19 protein-coding genes and 1 tRNA gene are annotated in these 17,708 nt (G+C 69.7%); 13 read left to right on the top strand and 7 right to left on the bottom strand.

The window, feature by feature from the left end; all coding sequences use genetic code 11:
* Positions 1-62 precede the first annotated feature (62 nt).
* The gene (locus tag ABZ707_RS11385) at positions 63-581 is read left to right on the top strand and encodes a MarR family transcriptional regulator (protein WP_360171529.1); all 519 of its coding nucleotides are present in this window, start codon (positions 63-65) and stop codon (positions 579-581) included.
* Between the two features lie 157 nt (positions 582-738).
* Here ABZ707_RS11385 and ABZ707_RS11390 read toward each other — a convergent pair whose 3' ends face one another.
* From ABZ707_RS11390 to ABZ707_RS11410, 5 genes are all read right to left on the bottom strand, one after another.
* Positions 739-1,893, bottom strand: coding sequence for an LLM class flavin-dependent oxidoreductase (locus ABZ707_RS11390; protein WP_360171532.1), 1,155 nt, complete (start codon positions 1,891-1,893; stop codon positions 739-741).
* 49 nt (positions 1,894-1,942) lie between these two features.
* Positions 1,943-3,151, bottom strand: coding sequence for an SfnB family sulfur acquisition oxidoreductase (locus ABZ707_RS11395; protein ID WP_360171535.1), 1,209 nt, complete (start codon positions 3,149-3,151; stop codon positions 1,943-1,945).
* A 119-nt stretch (positions 3,152-3,270) separates the two neighbouring features.
* Positions 3,271-3,825: an NADPH-dependent FMN reductase gene (gene ssuE, locus ABZ707_RS11400; protein WP_360171538.1), complete on the bottom strand. Its 555-nt coding sequence runs from the start codon at positions 3,823-3,825 to the stop codon at positions 3,271-3,273.
* Between the two features lie 98 nt (positions 3,826-3,923).
* The gene (sfnG, locus tag ABZ707_RS11405; RefSeq protein ID WP_360171541.1) at positions 3,924-5,051 is read right to left on the bottom strand and encodes a dimethylsulfone monooxygenase SfnG; all 1,128 of its coding nucleotides are present in this window, start codon (positions 5,049-5,051) and stop codon (positions 3,924-3,926) included.
* 282 nt (positions 5,052-5,333) lie between these two features.
* Positions 5,334-5,417 carry a putative leader peptide gene (locus ABZ707_RS11410; RefSeq protein WP_360172550.1) on the bottom strand — a complete coding sequence of 28 codons (84 nt, stop codon included), beginning with the start codon at positions 5,415-5,417 and terminating at the stop codon, positions 5,334-5,336.
* A gap of 139 nt (positions 5,418-5,556) precedes the next feature.
* Between ABZ707_RS11410 and ABZ707_RS11415 the strand changes: the two genes are divergently transcribed.
* Positions 5,557-6,492, top strand: coding sequence for a LysR family transcriptional regulator (locus ABZ707_RS11415; RefSeq protein ID WP_360171544.1), 936 nt, complete (start codon positions 5,557-5,559; stop codon positions 6,490-6,492).
* Between the two features lie 53 nt (positions 6,493-6,545).
* On the opposite strand, the gene ABZ707_RS11420 is transcribed toward ABZ707_RS11415, so the two are convergent.
* A complete protein-coding gene (locus ABZ707_RS11420) occupies positions 6,546-8,786 on the bottom strand; it encodes a family 2 encapsulin nanocompartment cargo protein terpene cyclase (RefSeq protein WP_360171547.1) in 2,241 nt (746 codons plus the stop codon).
* Between the two features lie 223 nt (positions 8,787-9,009).
* On the opposite strand from ABZ707_RS11420, the gene ABZ707_RS11425 reads away from it, so the two are divergent.
* From ABZ707_RS11425 to ABZ707_RS11440, 4 genes are all read left to right on the top strand, one after another.
* On the top strand, positions 9,010-9,615 hold the full coding sequence (locus ABZ707_RS11425) for an HhH-GPD-type base excision DNA repair protein (protein WP_360171550.1): 606 nt from the start codon (positions 9,010-9,012) through the stop codon (positions 9,613-9,615).
* A 114-nt stretch (positions 9,616-9,729) separates the two neighbouring features.
* Positions 9,730-11,247: a M28 family metallopeptidase gene (locus ABZ707_RS11430; protein WP_360172553.1), complete on the top strand. Its 1,518-nt coding sequence runs from the start codon at positions 9,730-9,732 to the stop codon at positions 11,245-11,247.
* 338 nt (positions 11,248-11,585) lie between these two features.
* Positions 11,586-11,888, top strand: coding sequence for a type II toxin-antitoxin system VapB family antitoxin (locus ABZ707_RS11435; protein WP_023540426.1), 303 nt, complete (start codon positions 11,586-11,588; stop codon positions 11,886-11,888).
* A gap of 112 nt (positions 11,889-12,000) precedes the next feature.
* Positions 12,001-12,741, top strand: a complete 741-nt coding sequence (locus tag ABZ707_RS11440) for a LytR C-terminal domain-containing protein (RefSeq protein WP_360171553.1) — start codon at positions 12,001-12,003, stop codon at positions 12,739-12,741.
* A 67-nt stretch (positions 12,742-12,808) separates the two neighbouring features.
* On the opposite strand, the gene upp is transcribed toward ABZ707_RS11440, so the two are convergent.
* Complete coding sequence (upp, locus tag ABZ707_RS11445; RefSeq protein WP_360171556.1) at positions 12,809-13,444, bottom strand: uracil phosphoribosyltransferase; 636 nt, start codon at positions 13,442-13,444, stop codon at positions 12,809-12,811.
* A 143-nt stretch (positions 13,445-13,587) separates the two neighbouring features.
* Between upp and ABZ707_RS11450 the strand changes: the two genes are divergently transcribed.
* From ABZ707_RS11450 to ABZ707_RS11480, 7 genes are all read left to right on the top strand, one after another.
* A complete protein-coding gene (locus ABZ707_RS11450) occupies positions 13,588-13,797 on the top strand; it encodes a hypothetical protein (protein WP_360171559.1) in 210 nt (69 codons plus the stop codon).
* Between the two features lie 286 nt (positions 13,798-14,083).
* Positions 14,084-14,620: a hypothetical protein gene (locus ABZ707_RS11455; RefSeq protein ID WP_360171562.1), complete on the top strand. Its 537-nt coding sequence runs from the start codon at positions 14,084-14,086 to the stop codon at positions 14,618-14,620.
* A 104-nt stretch (positions 14,621-14,724) separates the two neighbouring features.
* Positions 14,725-15,156, top strand: coding sequence for a tRNA adenosine(34) deaminase TadA (gene tadA, locus ABZ707_RS11460; protein WP_360172556.1), 432 nt, complete (start codon positions 14,725-14,727; stop codon positions 15,154-15,156).
* A 168-nt stretch (positions 15,157-15,324) separates the two neighbouring features.
* A tRNA-Ser gene (locus tag ABZ707_RS11465) sits at positions 15,325-15,409 on the top strand.
* 563 nt (positions 15,410-15,972) lie between these two features.
* Positions 15,973-16,137 (top strand): hypothetical protein, encoded by a 165-nt coding sequence (locus ABZ707_RS11470; RefSeq protein WP_319682888.1) that lies wholly within the window; start codon positions 15,973-15,975, stop codon positions 16,135-16,137.
* 42 nt (positions 16,138-16,179) lie between these two features.
* Positions 16,180-16,473 carry a Dabb family protein gene (locus ABZ707_RS11475; protein ID WP_360171565.1) on the top strand — a complete coding sequence of 98 codons (294 nt, stop codon included), beginning with the start codon at positions 16,180-16,182 and terminating at the stop codon, positions 16,471-16,473.
* A 177-nt stretch (positions 16,474-16,650) separates the two neighbouring features.
* Positions 16,651-17,481 (top strand): RNA polymerase sigma factor SigF, encoded by an 831-nt coding sequence (locus ABZ707_RS11480; protein ID WP_319682886.1) that lies wholly within the window; start codon positions 16,651-16,653, stop codon positions 17,479-17,481.
* The last annotated feature ends 227 nt before the right edge of the window (positions 17,482-17,708 follow it).

A 17,708-nucleotide genomic window follows, 5' to 3' on the forward strand; every position in this document is an offset into this window, starting at 1 on the left:
TGCACCATACATATCCGGCCGGTACTATGTCAGCGCGCCACATCGAAGAGGAGGCAGCGGTCATGGAGCGGGAAATCGCCGCGATCGAGCGCGAGCTGAGACTGGTGGGCCGCCACACCACCATGGGTGCCGACCACTTCCCTCCCGGGGACCGGCTGGAGCGCAGCGCCCATCTGCTGCTCAGCCGGATCGAGATCGAAGGACCCCTGTCGATCGGGCAGCTCGCCGACGCCTTCGGCCTCGACACCTCGACCGTCAACCGGCAGACCGCCGCGGTGCTGCGCGCGGACCTGGCCGAGCGGATCCCGGATCCGGACGGCGGAATGGCCAAGAAGATCCGCATCACCAAGGAGGGCCTGCGCCGCCTCCACGCCAATCGCGTCTGGGCCATCAACGGCCTCGGCACCCTGCTGGCCGACTGGACGGCGGACGAGATCGCCACGCTGGCGCACGCGCTGCTGCGGTACAACACCACCATCGAGGAGATGGAAGGCAGGCCCTGGCCTCGCCCCGGTGACGCCCTGGTGCCGCCCGAGGGCCTTCGCGAACCGGAGCCGTGCGAAGAGGAGCGGGGACGGTAGCGAGGGGGGCGGCCCGTCCACCGGGCCGGACACAGCGGCCAGGCCGAACACGGCGGGCAGACCGACCGCGGCGGCCGCGCGTCCTTACGACGCGGACCGCAAGGAGGCGGCGCTCCGCACGTGGCGCTCCGCCGGAGCGCGCCTCCTCACCGGTCGGTCAGCGACCCACCTCCGCGGCGAACGGCACGGAGGCCGGCGCGCTCGCCGGCGCGGCCGTCGGATGGGTCCACAGCCCCGCCTCGGACAGCAGCGGCAGTACGCCCTCGCCGAACCAGTAGGCCTCCTCCACATGAGGATGACCGGACATGATGAACTCGTCGATCCCGAGCTGGTGGTACTCGGCTATACGTTCCGCCACTTCGGTATGGCTGCCCACCAGGGCAGTGCCCGCGCCTCCTCGGACCAGACCGATACCGGCCCATAGATTCGGAGAGATCTCCAGGCCGTCGGTGGATCCGCCGTGCAGGGCCAGCATCCGCCGCTGTCCCTCGGACTCACTGCGGGCCAGGCCCGCCTGTACGGCGCGGATCGCCTCCTCGGAGAAGCCGTCCAGCAGCCGCCGCGCCTCGGCCCACGCCTGGTCCGCGGTGTCCCGGGCGATCACATGCAGCCGGATGCCGAACCGTACGGTCCTGCCCTCCTTGGCCGCCAGCTCCCGGATCCACTTGATCTTCTCGGCGACCTGGGCCGGCGGTTCCCCCCACGTCAGATAGACGTCGCTGTACCGGGCGGCGACCTCCCCCGCGGCCGGCGAGGAGCCGCCGAAATACACCGGCGGCACCGGATCGGGGACCCTGGCCAGCCGCGCGTCCTCCACCCGCAGGTGCTCGCCCTCCAGCGTCACCGACTCACCCCGCCACAAGTCGCGGACGATGGAGAGGAACTCCCCGGTCCGCGCGTAGCGGGCGTCCTTGTCCAGGAAGTCGCCGTACGCGCGCTGCTCGTGGCTCTCGCCACCGGTGACCACATTGAGCAGCAGCCGCCCGGGGGCGTGGCGCTGGAAGGTGGCGGCCATCTGGGCCGCCAGCGTCGGTGACACAAAACCGGGCCGGAAGGCGACCAGGAACTTCAGCCGCTCGGTCTCGCGCGCCAGCATGGCGGTAGTCAGCCAGGCGTCCTCGCACCAGGCGCCGGTGGGCGTGAGCGCGCCCTCGAATCCCAGTTGCTCGGCCGCGCGGCCGATCTGGGTGAGATAGCCGAGGTCGGCGGGGCGCTGCCCCCCGGCGGCGCCGGCGGGCAGGCCGTGCCCGCCGCCGACGACATGGCGGCTGTCACCATACGTAGGAAGGAACCAATGGAAGGTGAGGCTCACTGAACTCTCCAGGGGATGGGGCACGGGAGGGGCTGGTGGGAAGCGGCGGTCAGAGCAGACCGTGGCGCGGCGGGCGCGTACCGGTCAGCACATAGCGGCCGATGTGCTGCACCTTCCAGCGGACCGGGTCGTGCAGCGTGTGCGTACGCGCGTCCCGCCAATACCGGTGCAGATTGAGGCTGTCCAGGGCCGCGCGGGTGCCCGCCACCTCGAACAGCGCGCTGCTCGTGTCCACCGCCGCCGTCGCCGCCTGCACCTTCGCGGCGGCCACGGCGATCGACGCCTCGGCGGCGGTGTCGTCGGTCAGCTCCGCGGCGGCCGTGTCCACCGCGCCCGCAGCCGCGGCGAGCAGCGCGTCCGCCGCCCTGACCGCCAGCGAGAGCTCGCCGAACCGCTGGATGAGCAGCGGGTCCTCGACCGCGGTGTCATGGCCGCTCTCGAACCAGGGGCGGCTCTTCGTACGGACGAACTCGGCGGCCTCCGTGAGCGCCGCGGACGCGATCCCCGCGTCAATGGCCGCGTGCAGCAACTGGGCCACCGCGCCGTGCAGTTGAGGCCCCTCGAAGGTGAGGTGGTGCGGCACAACACGGTCGGCGGGCACCTCGACACCGTCCAGCCGCACCGTCCCGCTCGCGGTGGTGCGCTGTCCCATGCCGTCCCAGTCGTCCACCACCGTCACCCCCGGCGCGTCGCGCGGTATGTACGCGACATGCAGCGCGTCCTCGGCGGCCCGGGCCAGGACGGGGATCCAGTCGGCGAACAGCGCCCCGGTGGAGTAGTGCTTCTCGCCCGTCAGCCGGTACCCGCCCTCCGGCGTCGGGCTCAGCCGGGTGCGGATGTCCTGGACGTGCTTGGTGCCCTTCTCCGACTGCGCGTTCCCGAACCGCCGCCCGGCCAGCACCTCGCCGAAGAAGAACTTCTGCTGCTCCGGAGTGCCCTGTCTGCGCAGCACATTGATGTAGACGAAGTGGCTCTGCGGGATCTGCGCGAGGCTGGCGTCGCCGGTGGCCAGCAGCCGGACGACCTCGGCGAGCACCCGGGCCGGGACATCGGCGCCGCCATGGGCGCGGGGCACGGTGATACCGAGCAGGCCGGTGGCCGAGAGCCGGTCCAGCTCGGTACGGGGCAGGGCGCGCTCCGCGTCCCGCCGCGCGGCGCCCGCCCGGAAGACCTCGGCCAGTTCGGCGGCGACGGCGAGCGCTTCGGCCTCGTCGGCGATCACATGGGCCGGCGAAGCGGCGGATTCGGGTGCGGTCACGGCAGGGCCTCCGGGCGGGGCTTCGATGGAAAGGAAGGGGAAACGAAAGGGATCAACAACAGCGGCCTGGGTCCTGTCCGGCGTCTGGCGCGCCGGACAGGGCGGAGCAGGTGAGGGGGTCAGGCGGCCACACTCGGCGCGTGGACCGGCAGCAGCGCCAGCGAGAACTGGTCGACCACATGATCGAGCGCCTCCTGTGAACCCGGTTCCACGGTCACTCCTCCCTCTTCCCGCACGGTGATATGCCGGTCAAGGACAAACCAGCCCTGGACAATATGCGCCGCGCCCATGGAGGACAGCACCGGCCGGAGCGCGTAGTCGATCGCCAGCACATGTGCGGTGCTCCCACCCGTGGCCAGCGGCAGTACGGTCTTGCCGGCCAGGGCGTACTGCGGCAGCAGATCGAGCAGGGACTTCAGCAGCCCGGAGTAGGCGGCCTTGTAGACCGGGGTGCCGATGACAACGCCGTCGGCCTCCTCGAACAGCCGCCTGGCCTCGACGATCGCGGGATCGCCGAAGTCCGCGCCGAGCAGGGCCTCGGCGGGCAGTGCCCGTACATCGAGTGGGATCACCCGGTGGCCCTGGGCGGTGAGCCGGCCGTCAAGGTGCCGGAGCAGCCGTGCCGTACGGGAGACAGGGGACGGGCTGCCGGAGACGGAAAGGATCGTGGCCATGCGGAATCACCTCGGGATCCGTTGGTACGCGTAAGGGCGTTAGGGGAGGACAAGCGCGGGGAAGCCGGCGGCGGGGGCGGGGGCACGGACACCGGCGGTCAGGCCCGGGCCGCGGTCGCCTCGCTCTCCTGCGGAAACCGCGCCTCCAGCTCGCGGACCAGCGGCAGCACCCGCTTGCCGAAGTACTCGACCTCCTCCAGGTAGTGCAGGAAGCCGAGGAGGAACAGATCCACACCGAGTCGCTTGTACGCCACGATCCGTTCGGCGATCTGTTCCGGTGTACCGATCAGACCGGTCCGGAAGCCGTCGTTGTACTGGACGAGATCCTCGAACGACGAGTCCTGCCACATGCCCTTGCCGTCCGCCGCCGACCTGCCCGCCTGCCGCACCGCCGAGCCGAATCCGCGCACCGCCTCGGTGTCCGCCTTGGCGACTATCTCGCGCAGCACCTCGCGCGCCTCGGCCTCCGTGTCCCGGGCGATCAGGAAGCCGTTGAGCCCGAAGCGGACCCGGCGGCCCGCGTCGGCCGCGGCGGCCCGGACGTCCCCGATCTGCTCCGTCACACCGTCGAAGTCCTTGCCATTGCTGAAGTACCAGTCCGAGACCCGGCCGGCCATGGCCCGGGCCGCGGTGGAGTTGCCGCCCTGGAAGATCTCGGGATGCGGGCGCTCCGGGGTGCTGAGCGGCTTGGGCTTCAGCGAGAAGTCCCGGATCCGGTAGAAGTCCCCGGCCAGTTCGGCATGGTCCTCGGTCCAGATCGAACGCAGGGCCCGGATGAACTCCTCCGAGCGCCGGTACCTCTCGTCGTGCTCCAGCCAGGGCTCGCCCAGCGCGGTGAACTCGGCCTTGAACCAGCCGCTGACGACGTTCACCGCGAACCGGCCCTTCGACAGCCGGTCGGCGGTGGCGCCCAGCTTGGCGAGCACGCCGGGGTGCCACAGACCTGGATGGACGGCGGCGATGACCTTGAGCCGCTCGGTGGCGAGCAGCAGGGCGAGGCTGAAACTGGTCGACTCGTGCTGGTACTCGGCGCCGTAGCTCGCCATGTAGCGGACCTGGCTGAGCGCGTACTCGAAGCCATTGTTCTCGGCGAGCACTGCCAGCTCACGGTTGTAGTCGTACTCCCAGTCGGTGCGCTGTTCGATCGTGCTGGTGACCAGGCCACCACTGACGTTGGGGACCCAATAGGCGAAACGGAGAGGCTCCGCGCGGGACGGGACGGACATCGGGAACTCCCGGTGGATGAAAGGATGCGGGACCGACACTGACGTCCGGCGTGCACGGCACGATAAACATGAAGAACTCGTTAAATCCGTGACGGCGGACGGAACAGAAATCAGCAGAGAGGAATCCCCGCGGAAGGTCCTCGCGCATTCGTTTCCAGCGCTTCACACGATGCCCGCCAAGTGGTCACCGGTACGGTGAGCGTGGGCGCGGCACGCTGCGATACGAGCGGCGTCCCTGGTCAGAGGCGGTTCGGCGCGGCAGACTGCGGGGAATCGCGGTACTCAGCCCGAACGCCGACAGAGCGCGCTGGAGACGCGTACGAGATCGACATGACGACGCCGGGTCAGCTCCCGGAGATCCTTCATCAGCACGTCACCACCTCGTCGCCCATTTCGACACCCTATGGATCACGAGGGTACCGGCGGGCCCCCGTACCGGTCGATTCGGTATCCGCGACGTGGTGATAGGGTTTCCCTTTCAGCATGGCCGAAAGGCGATATCGCCGTGCGAATTGAGCAGCTCGAATACATAGCGGCCGTCACCCGGCTCGGCTCCCTGCGCCGCGCGGCCGAGGCCCTGCATGTCTCCCAGCCCGCGCTGAGCGAGACCGTCCGCAATCTGGAGCGGGAGCTGGGTGTGGACATCCTGGACCGCCGGCGGTCCGGGGCCAAGATCAGCGCGGCGGGCCGCGAACTGCTGCCTCACATCATCGGTGTGCTCGACGCGGTCGACACCCTGCGCCGGGCGGCCGACGACCAGCACCACACCAGCCGCATGATCCGGCTGGGCACGGTCAACGCGGCCACCGTGCCGCTGCTCGTCCCGACCATCCGCGCGTTCCGGGCGGCCCACCCGGAGACTCAGGTCGAGGTCATCGGAGCCCAGCAGGCCGACATCCAGCGCGAGCTGCTGGAGGGCGGGCTCGATCTGGGCCTCATCAACTACCTCCAGGGCGACGACAAACCGACCGGCCTGCACACCACCGAGCTGCTGCGTGGCCGCCCGGTCGTCTGCGTACGCTCCGACAGCCCGCTGGCGGCCCGGCGCACGGTGTCGGTCGCCGACCTCCTCGCCCAGCCGCTCATCGTGATGCGGTCCGGCTATGTGATGCACCGCTATGTGCACCGGCTCCTCGAAGGCCGGAGCCCGACCTTCTCATACTCCACGGACGGCGCGGAGATGGGCAAACTGATGGTCGCCGAGGGCCTCGGCGCCACCGTCCTGCCGGACTTCAGCGTCCGCGGCGACCCCCTGGAACGCTCAGGACTGATCACCTACCGCCCCCTCGAAGCCGACAACACCACCGTCCTCCTGGTGATCCAGCGTCCGCTCTCCGCCTCGGTCCCCACGGCGGCGGGCGCGCTCCACGCGATGTTCCTGAAGAGCGCGGAGACCTACGCCCGCGACGCCGCGGCCCCGGACACCCCCGGCGGAACCTGACAAGGCTCAGCGACCGTCCGGCGCCGGGACGGGCCCCCGTCCCCCCGCGGCCGTCACCCCGCCATCTCGGGCACGGCGCCGCCTCCCGGCAGCGGCAGCCGCGCCGCTGAGGTGCCGAGGCCATGGGGGACGGGCGGCAGCCAGCGGGCGGCCCGGCTGTCCCGGAGCAGGTCCGACTCCTGGTAACGACGGCAGCCCCGGTGCCAGTTCAGAATGCCGGCGAGCCAGTTCTCCAGCTCCTTCACATAGCCGTCGAGTACCCGGCGCGCCTCTTCGCCCAGGGCGAAGTCGTCGTACAGCACGGGCAGTTCCTCCGCGACGACATGCTGGAACTGGCGCATGCGCGACTTCATCAGATCGTCGATGATCGCGAGACCGGTCGGGTAGTCGCAGTTGAAGAAGGTCTGCACGACAAGCACACCGTTGTGGATCTCGCCCTCGAACTCGATCTCCTTCTGGTACGAGAAGACGTCGTTCAGCAGACAGGCGTAGTCCTGTGCCGCGTTCTCCAGGGACTTCACCGGGCCGCTGTGGTAGATCTCCGGCGGCACCTCGCGGCCATGACCCAGCCGGGACAGGCTCATGGTCATGTCCGAGCCGAAGGTCTGCCGGCGCATCTCGATGTAGTCGACCGGGTCGGGGATGCGGTTCTGCGCCTGGTTGGCCAGCTCCCAGAGCCAGCTCGCCGTCATGTCCTCGACGGCCGTGCGGAAGGTGCGGCGGGCGGGCGGCTCCATCGGGCCGGCCGTGCGGACCCACAGATCGGCCAGGCCCCGTTCCAGCGCGTTGACCGGCACCGGCATCCCGGAGATCTCGACCGGCATGAACATCGAGAGCCGTTCATTGCACGCCTTCGCGCCGGCCAGATCACGGACATCGCCGTAGACGACCGGGAAATAGTCGTCGCCGTACGTCCCCCAGGTCAGCCAGTCAGAGGTCAGATCGAGCGCCTCCGGGGTGGCGTCCGGGTGGATCCCGGCGGAGCAGAGCGGGAGGTCGATGCGCCTGAGCCGGTCCTCGTCCCAGATGTCGGAGCGGGGCACGCCCGGCTGCGGCTGGAGGAGGCCCATGCGGTGGGCCCACTCGACGACATGCTCCCGCGAGGACTCCAGATGCGGACTCAGCTCCAGCTCGAACGGCATGCTGAATTCCGGCAGCAGCGAGGGCCCCACCCGCCGGAACGGGACATGGCCGTGCGCCCGGGCCCGGGCGGGGGCGCCGGCGCCGATCGTCCTCGCGATGTCGGCGGCGGCCGTGCCGAGACCGACGGGCGTCATGGAGAACGACGCGCCCTCGGAACCCCCGCCGCCGTTCATATAGCGGCTGGAGCGCATGTGCCATTCATGGCCGCCCGACTGCCAGTCCTGGAGCCCCTTCACATAGGCGAGGGTGTCGGCGCAGGACCCCGGGTCCAGGCCCTTCTCGGCGAAGAGCGGGCCGAGTTCGGTCAGGGCGGTGTTCTCGAACTGCTGGATGCGCGAGGTCAGCAGGTCGTTGACGGCGTCCGCCGCCTCCTGTGTGGAGCAGCCGAGGAAGTGCTCCAGGACAAGCACCCCATTGCTCAGCTCGCCCTCCTCCTCGATCTCCCGCTGGTACGAGAACAGGTCGTTGCGCAGATGGACACCGTCGGAGAACGTGTCCCTGAGGACCCGCAGCGGACGGGACCCCGCGATCGCCGCGGGGACCTCGGCGCCTGCGGCGTATTCGACGAGACCGGCCGACCAGGGCGCGCCGCCGACCTTGCGGCGCATCTCGATGTACTCGACGGGGTTCGCGATCCGCTCCGCGTTGATGTTCGCGAGCTCCCAGTCGGACTCGTTGAGCAGATTCTCGGTGCTCTCCGCGAACCGCTCCCGCCAGGCCATGGACATGCTCGGGACCGTACGCGCCCAGAGATCGGCGAGGCCCGCCTCGACCGGATTGGTGGCCTCCGGGAAACCCGCCGACAGGTCCATGGGCATAAAGGCGGCCAGCCGGTCGAGATACGCCTTGCCGCCTTCCCGGTCCTGGGGCCGCTTGAAGACTTCCAGGAAGTGGTCGTCGAAGAAGAAGACCCACACATACCAGTCGGTGACCAGGGACAGCGCCGGTCCGTCACAGTCCGGATGGGTGTACGAGCAGAGCAGGGCATAGTCGTGGGAATCGAGGTCGTGCTCCTCCCAGACCCCGGATCCCTCCAGCATTCCCATCTCCCTGGCCCACTTCTTGGAGTGCTCCCTGGCCTCCTCCAGGTGCGGATTGAGCCGGGCCGGATAAGCCATGTAGAAATCCGGCAGTTCAAAGGGCTGAGTCACTGGCGCGCGGCCTTTCCCGAAGGTCCCGGAAGAATTCTCCTGCGCCGGAATGCGCGGATCAGGAATGCCGACATCGTGGTACCGCCCCCCTGCCGTGTCACCCGGTCGGCTCAGCTCTACCCCCCGCCCCGGGCCGCCATCCGCGCCACTTAACAGTCATATGAGCGTACAAATACCGCGCGGCCTGCGTGCGCCACGGCGGGACGCGGGCGACCATCGTGGAATGAGCGTCACCATTCGGCTCGCCCAACGGCCCGAGGCCGACGAACTGCTCGGCCGCAGCCCGCTGGCCGCGCTGCTCGGCATGCTGCTGGACCAGCAGATCCCCATGGAATGGGCGTTCTCGGGGCCCTACACCATCGCCGAACGCATGGGCGGTGACGATCTCGACGCACGGGAGATCGCCGCCTACGACCCCGAGGCATTCGTGGAGCTGTTCTCCGCCAAGCCCGCCGTGCACCGTTATCCGGGGTCGATGGCCAAGCGCGTGCAGCAGCTCTGCCAGTACCTGGTCGAGCACTACGACGGCGATCCCGGCGCGGTGTGGCGTGATGTCGCCACCGGCGCGGAGGTGCTGCGGCGGCTGAACGCGCTGCCGGGCTTCGGGAAACAGAAGGCCCAGATCTTCCTGGCCCTGCTGGGCAAGCAGTACGGCGTACGACCCACGGGCTGGCGGACGGCCGCCGGCGCGTACGGCGACGCCGGCTCCTACCGCTCGGCGGCGGACATCACGGGGCCCGAGTCGCTGGCCCGGGTCCGGGCGTTCAAACAGGAGGCGAAGCGCGCGGCGAGAGCCGCGAAGGCGGACAACGCGGCGGGCGAGGGCTGAGTACGCGCCGCCTTCTCCGGAGACGCTGTTCACAGGCGGCACTCCGATCGCTAGCTTTCCCTCACATTCGTTCGCACCGGAAGGACCCCTGTGAACGCGACTCCCCGCGGATTCCTGGCTGTCGCGGCCGCCGCCGCTCTCGCCGCGCCGCTCCTGCTGTCCGCCCCCGACGCCGCCGCCCGGCCGCACACCCCGGCCGAGGACGCGGCGAAACTCTCCCGGAAGCTGGTGCGTGAGGCCTCGGCCGGGGACGCGTACCGGCATCTGAAGATGTTCCAGGCCATCGCCGACTCCGCCGACGGCAACAGAGCCGCGGGCTCACTGGGACACGACGCGTCGGCCGCCTACGTCTACAGCCAACTCCAGAAGGCCGGCTACCAGGTCTCGTACGAGACGTTCGGCTTCACCTACATCGAGACGCTCGCCGAGAAGCTCTCGGTGACCGCGCCCACGCCGCGCGACATCGCGGTCGTCGCCATGTCGTACACCACGTCCACCCCGAAGGACGGAATCCGGGCCGCTCTCGCCGCCGTACCGGTCGACGCGACCACCGGCTGCGAGCCCGCCGACTACGCCGCCGGTGACGTCACCGGAAAGATCGCGCTGATCCAGCGCGGTGGCTGCGACTTCGCGATGAAGCAGAAGGAGGCGGCGGCCGCGGGCGCGGTCGCCGCGATCGTCTACAACAACACCGAGGGCGCGCTCAACGGCACCCTCGGCGGTCCGGGCATCGGCGTGATCCCCACCGGTGGGATCACCCAGTCCGAGGGCCAGGCGCTCGCCGCCGAGGCCGGGAAGGGCCCGGTCACGGTCTCCCTGGAGGTCCGTCAGCTCCAGGAGCCGCGGACGACCCGCAATGTGATCGCCGAGACCAGGGGCGGCGACGCGGACCGGACCGTGATGCTCGGCGCCCACCTCGACTCGGTCACCGACGGCCCCGGCATCAACGACAACGGCTCGGGCTCCGCCGGTCTGCTGGACGTGGCCCTCGACCTGGCCGAGACCCGTGAGAAGCCCGCCAACAAGGTGCGGTTCGCCTGGTGGTCGGCGGAAGAGCTGGGGCTGCTCGGCGCCGAGGCGTATGTCACCGGCCTGACCGCGGAACAGCGCGCGGACATCGCGCTCTACCTCAACTTCGACATGATCGGATCACCGAACTTCGGCCAGTTCGTCTATGACGGCGACAACTCCGACGGGGTGGGCGCGGGGCCGGGGCCCGAGGGCTCGGCCCAGTTGGAGAAGGGCATCAACGACTTCCTCGACAGCGGGAACTTCCCGCACGAGGGCACGGACTTCGACGGCCGCTCCGACTACGGGCCGTTCATCGACGCGGGCATCCCGTCCGGCGGCACCTTCACCGGCGCGGAGGGCGTCAAGACCGCCGCCCAGGCCGCGAAGTTCGGCGGCGAGGCCGGTGTCGCCTACGACACGTGCTACCACTCGGCCTGCGACAACCTCTCCAACATCAATACGAAGGCCCTCGACATCAATGTCGATGTGATCGCCCACGCCGTGGGCACCTACGCCCACGACCTGAGCTCGCTCTCGAAGCCGGCCGGCGCTCCGGCGCGTGCCACGAAGGGGCAGAGCGGCCGTCCGCTCCACGCGCGCGGTCACCAGCCGGCCGCCTGACCACGAACCGAGGCGAAAGGCCCCACGGTCCGCCGCGCCCGTGCCATCACGGACGCGGCGGACCGTGTCCGTGATGGCCCGCCGACCCCGGTCGCGCGATGCGCTGCCCCGCCGGCGGCGTGAACATCCCGCCGCCCCCTTTCGGGGGAATCGGGTCACCCGCCCGCACACGGGCCGTACGGACTCTGGCCAACGGCCGTCCCGGCGGAGATCTCGGCCACGTGAGCGGCGGACGGCGCGCTTCCACTCACACTTCGCTCCCCTTTGGTGCCGCATGCCGTCTTTGCGCTCCGTCGCCATGGCTGCGCCCGGAGCCGCTCGCCCGGTAGGCTTTCCGTGTGATCTTCAAGCGCATCGGTAACGGGCGGCCGTATCCCGACCACGGCCGGGAAAGCACCCGGCAGTGGGCGGATGTCGCGCCGCGCCCGGTCCGCCTCGATCAGCTCGTGACCACCAAGGGTCAACTGGACCTGGAAACGCTGCTCGCCGAGGACTCCACCTTCTACGGCGACCTGTTCGCGCATGTCGTGAAGTGGCAGGGCGATCTCTATCTGGAGGACGGACTGCACCGCGCCGTGCGCGCCGCGCTCCAGCAACGCCAGGTGCTGCACGCGCGCGTGCTCGAACTCGACCTGGGCTGAGACGGGCCCGTACGGGTGAGAACTGAGCCGTTCGAGCCCTTTCCCCACCCGGACTGCCCAACCCGTTGATCATTTAGTAGGAATCGCCAGCGGCTCCCACTACGCTGCGCTCATGAGCATGCTCACTCCCCCCGGGATGGGCGGAAAGTACCGCATCACGGGGGACAAATACCCACGTATGCGCCGCCCCCGTCATCGCCGCAGGATCGTGCTCGCGGCCGTCGCCGCCGTTGTTGCCCTCGGCCTGGCCGGCTGGGGGACTTTGCAGCTCATCGACGTCTTCACCGGCAAAGGCAAACACACCACGGCCGGCCGGACGCCCGACTGCGATCCCTCCTCGGCGCCCGCCAGGGCGCTGCCCAAACCCAGCCAGATCACGGTCAACGTCTACAACGCGACGCCGCGAGGCGGTCTCGCCCAAGCCACCGCCGACGAACTCAAGAAACGTGGCTTCGTCATCGGCAAGGTGGGCAACGCCCCCGCTCCCTACGACAAGAAAGTGCCGGGCCCCGGGATAATGCTGGGCGCCACAACGGCCATGGACGGACCCTTCTCCGTCCTCGGCACCCAGTTGACGGGCGCCACCCCCAAGACCGACGCCCGTCAGACGCCGGATGTCGATCTGATCATCGGCATGGCCTTCCAGACGCTGACCGTGCAGAAGGACGCGGACCTGGCCCTGGCCACCCTGGCCCAGCCCGTGGCGGATCCCGCCTGCGCGGAGACCGGAGCACCGCAGACCGGTGCGCCGGAGGCCGGTGCGCCGGAGGCCGGTGCGCCGGAGGCCGGTGCGCCGGAGGCCGGTGCGCCGGAGGCCGGTATGCCGGAGGCCGGTACGCCGGAGAAGCACTGAAACCCGCTGTGGCGCCCCCCGGCCGTCGAGCCGGAGGGGCGCCACACGTGCAGGGGGAGAGGTCTTCTCAGTCGACCGTGCCGTACATCCGGTCGCCGGCATCGCCGAGGCCCGGCACGATGTAGCCGTGGTCGTTGAGCCGCTCGTCGACCGCGGCGGTCACCACGGTCACCGGCGTCCCCGCCAGCTCCCGCTCCATCACCTCGACGCCCTCGGGCGCCGCGAGCAGCACGACCGCCGTCACATCGTCGGCGCCGCGCTTGATCAGCTCCTGGATCGCCGCCACCAGCGTGCCGCCGGTCGCCAGCATCGGGTCCAGGACGTACACCTGGCGGCCCGACAGGTCCTCGGGCATGCGGGTCGCGTACGTCGACGCCTGGAGCGTCTCCTCGTCGCGGATCATCCCGAGGAAGCCCACCTCGGCGGTGGGCAGCAGCCGCACCATTCCGTCCAGCATCCCCAGACCGGCCCGCAGGATGGGGACCACGAGCGGGCGCGGATGGGAGAGCTTCACCCCCGTGGTCGCCGTCACGGGGGTCTCGATGTCGACCTGTTCCGTCCGCACGTCGCGGGTGGCCTCGTACGCGAGCAGGGTGACCAGCTCGTCGGCGAGGCGCCGGAAGGTAGGAGAGTCGGTGCGCCGATCGCGCAGCGTGGTGAGTTTGTGCGCCACCAGCGGGTGGTCGACGACATGAATCCGCATGGCGACACAGTAACCGGGGGTCAGGGCCGCTCGCGCTGCCGTCAACCGGTCCGCATCAACCCCCGGTCCCGAGGGAAGGTGTGAGGGGTCTCCCCGGTGAATCCGTGGAGCCAGGGACCCAGCCTTGGGGTGGTGAGGCGTCGATGGCGGACCAGGATCAGCGGGGCCCGGAGTCCGCGGACCCCGGCAGGGACGGCGTGGCCGAGGAGAGCGAGGCAGACCGCCGCCGGCGGCGTGCGCAGTTCCTGCGGGAGCTGAACGAGGCGAAGGCGCTGCGCGAGCGGGTGAAGCCCCGGCAGGCCCGCGCCGCCCGGATGCGCCAGCAGATGCGGATGCGTACATTCCGCTGGTAGCCCGCGCAGGCCCGTCCGGTGGGACCGTTCAGGTGGGAGATTTGTGGGGGCCACGTGCGGACTGTGTGCGGGCCGTACGACCGGACGGAGGCGGGTCTCCCGCCCCCGCCTCGGCGATTGAGGGGCATCCGGCGCTTGGGGCCGAACAGGCGCCTAATAAAATGGCCCCACGACGCAACGGTGGAAGACCTCTCGTGAAGCGCTCGTTTCTGCCACGATTCCGAGTAGGCGGGGCAGAGCAGCGCACCGCCTGATCGTCACACCTCTGACCAGTGGGAGAGTCACGGTGTACTTCGCCGCACTGCTCGCGCGCACCGAAGACGGGTGGGAAGCGAGCGATACAGAGCTCGACGATGTGGAGACCCTGTCGGACCTGATCGATCTGGCCCGTGAGGCCTCGGTCGACGACGACACGGTGCTCGTGTTCATCGAGCAGGAGGACGCCTGGTTCGGCATCCTCCGCGTGGAGGGCGAGGAAGACCCTCGTATCTACGTCTCGGACGCGGCCGCGGCCGCACGCTCCTCGTACGGGGAGATCCTCATTGATGAACTGCTCGGCAGGGACGATGACGACCCGGCCGACGACTTGGACACGCTGGACCTTGACGGTACGGAGGACGGCGAACCGGACGAGAACGACGAGGAGGACGAGGACAGCCCCGTGATCGACGGGGAGACCGTGCCGACGGGGGCCGTCGGCGACCGCGAGATCCTCGCCGACCTCGGCCTGTCCGAGGTGGATCTGCTGGCGCTCGACACCGACGCGATGGCCGAGATCGCGGAAGCCCTGGGCGCCGCCGAGGTGCTGGAGACCGTCCGCTAGGACAGTCGCGCATCCGGCACGATCCGGCACGATCCGAGAGAAAGGCACTGGTGATCCGGCACGACTCCGTGAGCGATCCGGTACGCGCTCCCTGGACCGAGCCCATGCGGCTCGCCCTGGACGAGGCGGCACTGGCGGCCCGGTCCGGCGATGTGCCGGTCGGCGCCGTCATGCTGTCCCCGGACGGCACGGTGCTCGCGACGGGCCACAACGAGCGCGAGGCGACCGGTGACCCGACGGCCCACGCGGAGATCCTGGCGATCCGCAGGGCGGCCGGGAAGCTCGGCGACGCCTGGCGGCTGACGGGCTGCACGCTGGTGGTGACCCTGGAGCCGTGCACGATGTGCGCGGGCGCGATCGTGCAGTCCCGGGTCGACCGGGTGGTGTTCGGCGCGCTCGACGAGAAGGCCGGCGCGGCCGGCTCGCTCTGGGACGTCGTACGCGACCGGCGGCTCAACCACCGCCCCGAGGTGATCCACGGCGTGCTCGCGGACGAGTGCTCCGTGCTTCTGACGGCCTTCTTCCGGGACCGCTGACCGGCTCCCGGTCCGCCTCCGACCGACTCCTGAACCCATCCCCGAACCGACCACCGCCCTTCTCCGATCCCAGTCCACCCCCGACCGAACCGCCTCCCGCCGCCCTTCGATCGCCGTACCGGAGTATCGATTTCAGAGCACGGCCCACCTTGGGCTAAGCTCTCTCCCGGTAGCGTGTCCGAGCGGCCGAAGGAGCTCGCCTCGAAAGCGAGTGTGGGGAAACTCACCGAGGGTTCAAATCCCTCCGCTACCGCTCTCACACCCTCCTGACCTGCGGAAACGCGATCAGGAGGGTGTTTTGCGTGCGGCACGCACTCCACACGGCGGTGCGGCCCCGGAGCCGCCGGGAGCACAACTGGCCCGTGCGCCGGGCGCGTTGCGCCTTCCACGGCGGAATCCGCCGCCCGGGGCCCCTCCGGGTGCCGCAGGGCCCAGCCATGTCACCCGGGCCGGCCGGTCCACACCCGATGAAGGTCGCCTCCACCGACGGCTCCCGCGTTCCGAAGCTCTGCCACGCGGCATCCGCAGGCCGCGGCAGCCCCGTGGAATGGGTCCGCGACCGACCACTGCCGGAGGCCGGTCGAGCAGGGCGCGGCGGGACGGAAACGGGGCGGTATCCCCGCTCTCGGGAAAACCACAGGTGAGACGGGTCCCGCAAGCGGGTGCACCTCCCTCCGCCACCGCTCCTGGAAGGGCCCGGACGCAGTGCGCCGGGACCCTTCAGGCTTTCCGTACGAACAGCCTCCGAACGCCGGCGTTCATACGGTTAGACTCTCGCGACCGCACTGGGGAGACGGCAGGGGAGGCAGCGGCGCGATGGCACAAACGAGGAAGATCGTGGTTTACGCGGTCGCGGTCTTCGTCCTGTACACGATCATCACGTCCCCGGCCCGGGCCGCCGACCTCGTCCAGGTAGGGTTCGAGGGCATTTCGAGCGCCGCCCAGGGCGTCGGTGAGTTCATGTCGGAGCTCATCCAGTAGCCGGGCGCGCATCCAGCAGCCAGGACGTCTCCAAGGAGTGCCGTGATCCGCCACCTGGTCCTCTTCAAGCTCAACGAGGGCGTCTCGCGGGACGAGTCGCGGGTGATCGCCGGCGCGCGGGCCTTCCGCGAACTCGGCGGCCAGATTCCGGAACTGGAGTTCTGGGAGTGCGCCTGGAACATCAGCGACCGTCCCATCGCCCACGACTTCGCGATCAACGCCGCCGTGGCCGACCTGGACGCCCTCCAGCGGTACTTGGACCATCCGGCCCATCAGGCGGGCGTCGGGCAGTGGCGGGAGTTCGCCACCTGGGTGATCGCCGACTACGAGTTCTGAGCCATCCGCTCCCCCTGCCCCACACCGTTCTAGTGTGGGGCTTTTGGGTTTATTGCCCCAACTTGCCGTCAACACGGGCTTTTCTGGTGCTTGCACACAGTGGACATGTCTTGTGATGCTATGACCGCTTTTGACGGATGAGTTGACCGTAGTCGACCGCAAAGGGGTGGCGTGACCGTGCCGGCCAGTACTACGCCTCAGGTGCCGCCCCAGATCGAGACCGAACCACGCTCCACGGCACAGAGCCGCGGCGCCGACACCAGAGCCCTGACGCAGGTGCTCTTCGCCCAGCTCAAGGAACTGGAACCGGGGAGCCGGGAACACACCCGGGTGCGTGGGGCGCTCATCGAGGCGAATCTGCCGCTGGTCCGCTACGCCGCCGCACGCTTCCGCAGCCGCAACGAGCCGATGGAGGACGTGGTCCAGGTCGGCACGATCGGACTGATCAACGCCATCGACCGGTTCGACCCGGACCGCGGTGTCCAGTTCCCCACGTTCGCGATGCCGACGGTCGTCGGCGAGATCAAACGATACTTCCGGGACAACGTACGGACGGTCCATGTGCCGCGCCGGCTCCATGAGCTGTGGGTGCAGGTGACCGGCGCGACGGAGGACCTGACAACGGCCCACGGCCGGTCCCCGACCACCGCCGAGATCGCCGAGCGGCTGAAGATCTCCGAAGAGGAAGTACTGGCCTGTATCGAGGCGGGCCGTTCGTACCACGCGACCTCGCTGGAGGCCGCCCAGGAGGGTGACGGGCTGCCGGGCCTGCTGGACCGGCTCGGTTACGAGGACCCGGCGCTGGCCGGCGTCGAACACCGCGATCTGGTCCGCCATCTACTCGTACAACTGCCCGAAAGAGAACAGCGGATTCTGATGCTGCGCTATTACAACAATCTGACGCAGTCGCAGATCAGCCAGGAATTGGGCGTTTCCCAGATGCATGTGTCAAGGCTCCTGGCCCGAAGTTTTGCGCGCCTGCGATCCGCAAATCGGATCGAGGCTTAACCCTCAGGGGTACAACCCTCGACCCGCTTCGGTGGTCCTCACCGGCCGAAAGGCCCCCACACCCCCTCTTTCCTGGGCGGATTCAGCTCCCACTTGTCGACATGTCACTACAGCGTGTTGCCGACATGTGACATTCTGCTGGAACCGCGTTTGCCGCAGCCCCACCTCCGGTATTCAGGTGGAGGCTGCGTTCCTCCGACGGGAGCGGCCGACGCGACCGTCCGCGA

Origin of the sequence: Streptomyces sp. NPDC006923, from assembly GCF_040635655.1 — a bacterium.
GTDB lineage: Bacteria > Actinomycetota > Actinomycetes > Streptomycetales > Streptomycetaceae > Streptomyces.

Coding starts and splice junctions, on each gene's coding strand:
- ABZ707_RS11385 (WP_360171529.1), top strand. CDS start 63: ATGGAGCGGGAAATCGCCGCGATCGAGCGCGAGCTGAGACTGGTGGGC.
- tadA (WP_360172556.1), top strand. CDS start 14,725: ATGCGGCTCGCCCTGGACGAGGCGGCACTGGCGGCCCGGTCCGGCGAT.
- ABZ707_RS11425 (WP_360171550.1), top strand. CDS start 9,010: ATGAGCGTCACCATTCGGCTCGCCCAACGGCCCGAGGCCGACGAACTG.
- ABZ707_RS11410 (WP_360172550.1), bottom strand. CDS start 5,417: ATGAAGGATCTCCGGGAGCTGACCCGGCGTCGTCATGTCGATCTCGTA.
- ABZ707_RS11440 (WP_360171553.1), top strand. CDS start 12,001: ATGAGCATGCTCACTCCCCCCGGGATGGGCGGAAAGTACCGCATCACG.
- upp (WP_360171556.1), bottom strand. CDS start 13,444: ATGCGGATTCATGTCGTCGACCACCCGCTGGTGGCGCACAAACTCACC.
- ABZ707_RS11470 (WP_319682888.1), top strand. CDS start 15,973: ATGGCACAAACGAGGAAGATCGTGGTTTACGCGGTCGCGGTCTTCGTC.
- ssuE (WP_360171538.1), bottom strand. CDS start 3,825: ATGGCCACGATCCTTTCCGTCTCCGGCAGCCCGTCCCCTGTCTCCCGT.
- ABZ707_RS11450 (WP_360171559.1), top strand. CDS start 13,588: ATGGCGGACCAGGATCAGCGGGGCCCGGAGTCCGCGGACCCCGGCAGG.
- sfnG (WP_360171541.1), bottom strand. CDS start 5,051: ATGTCCGTCCCGTCCCGCGCGGAGCCTCTCCGTTTCGCCTATTGGGTC.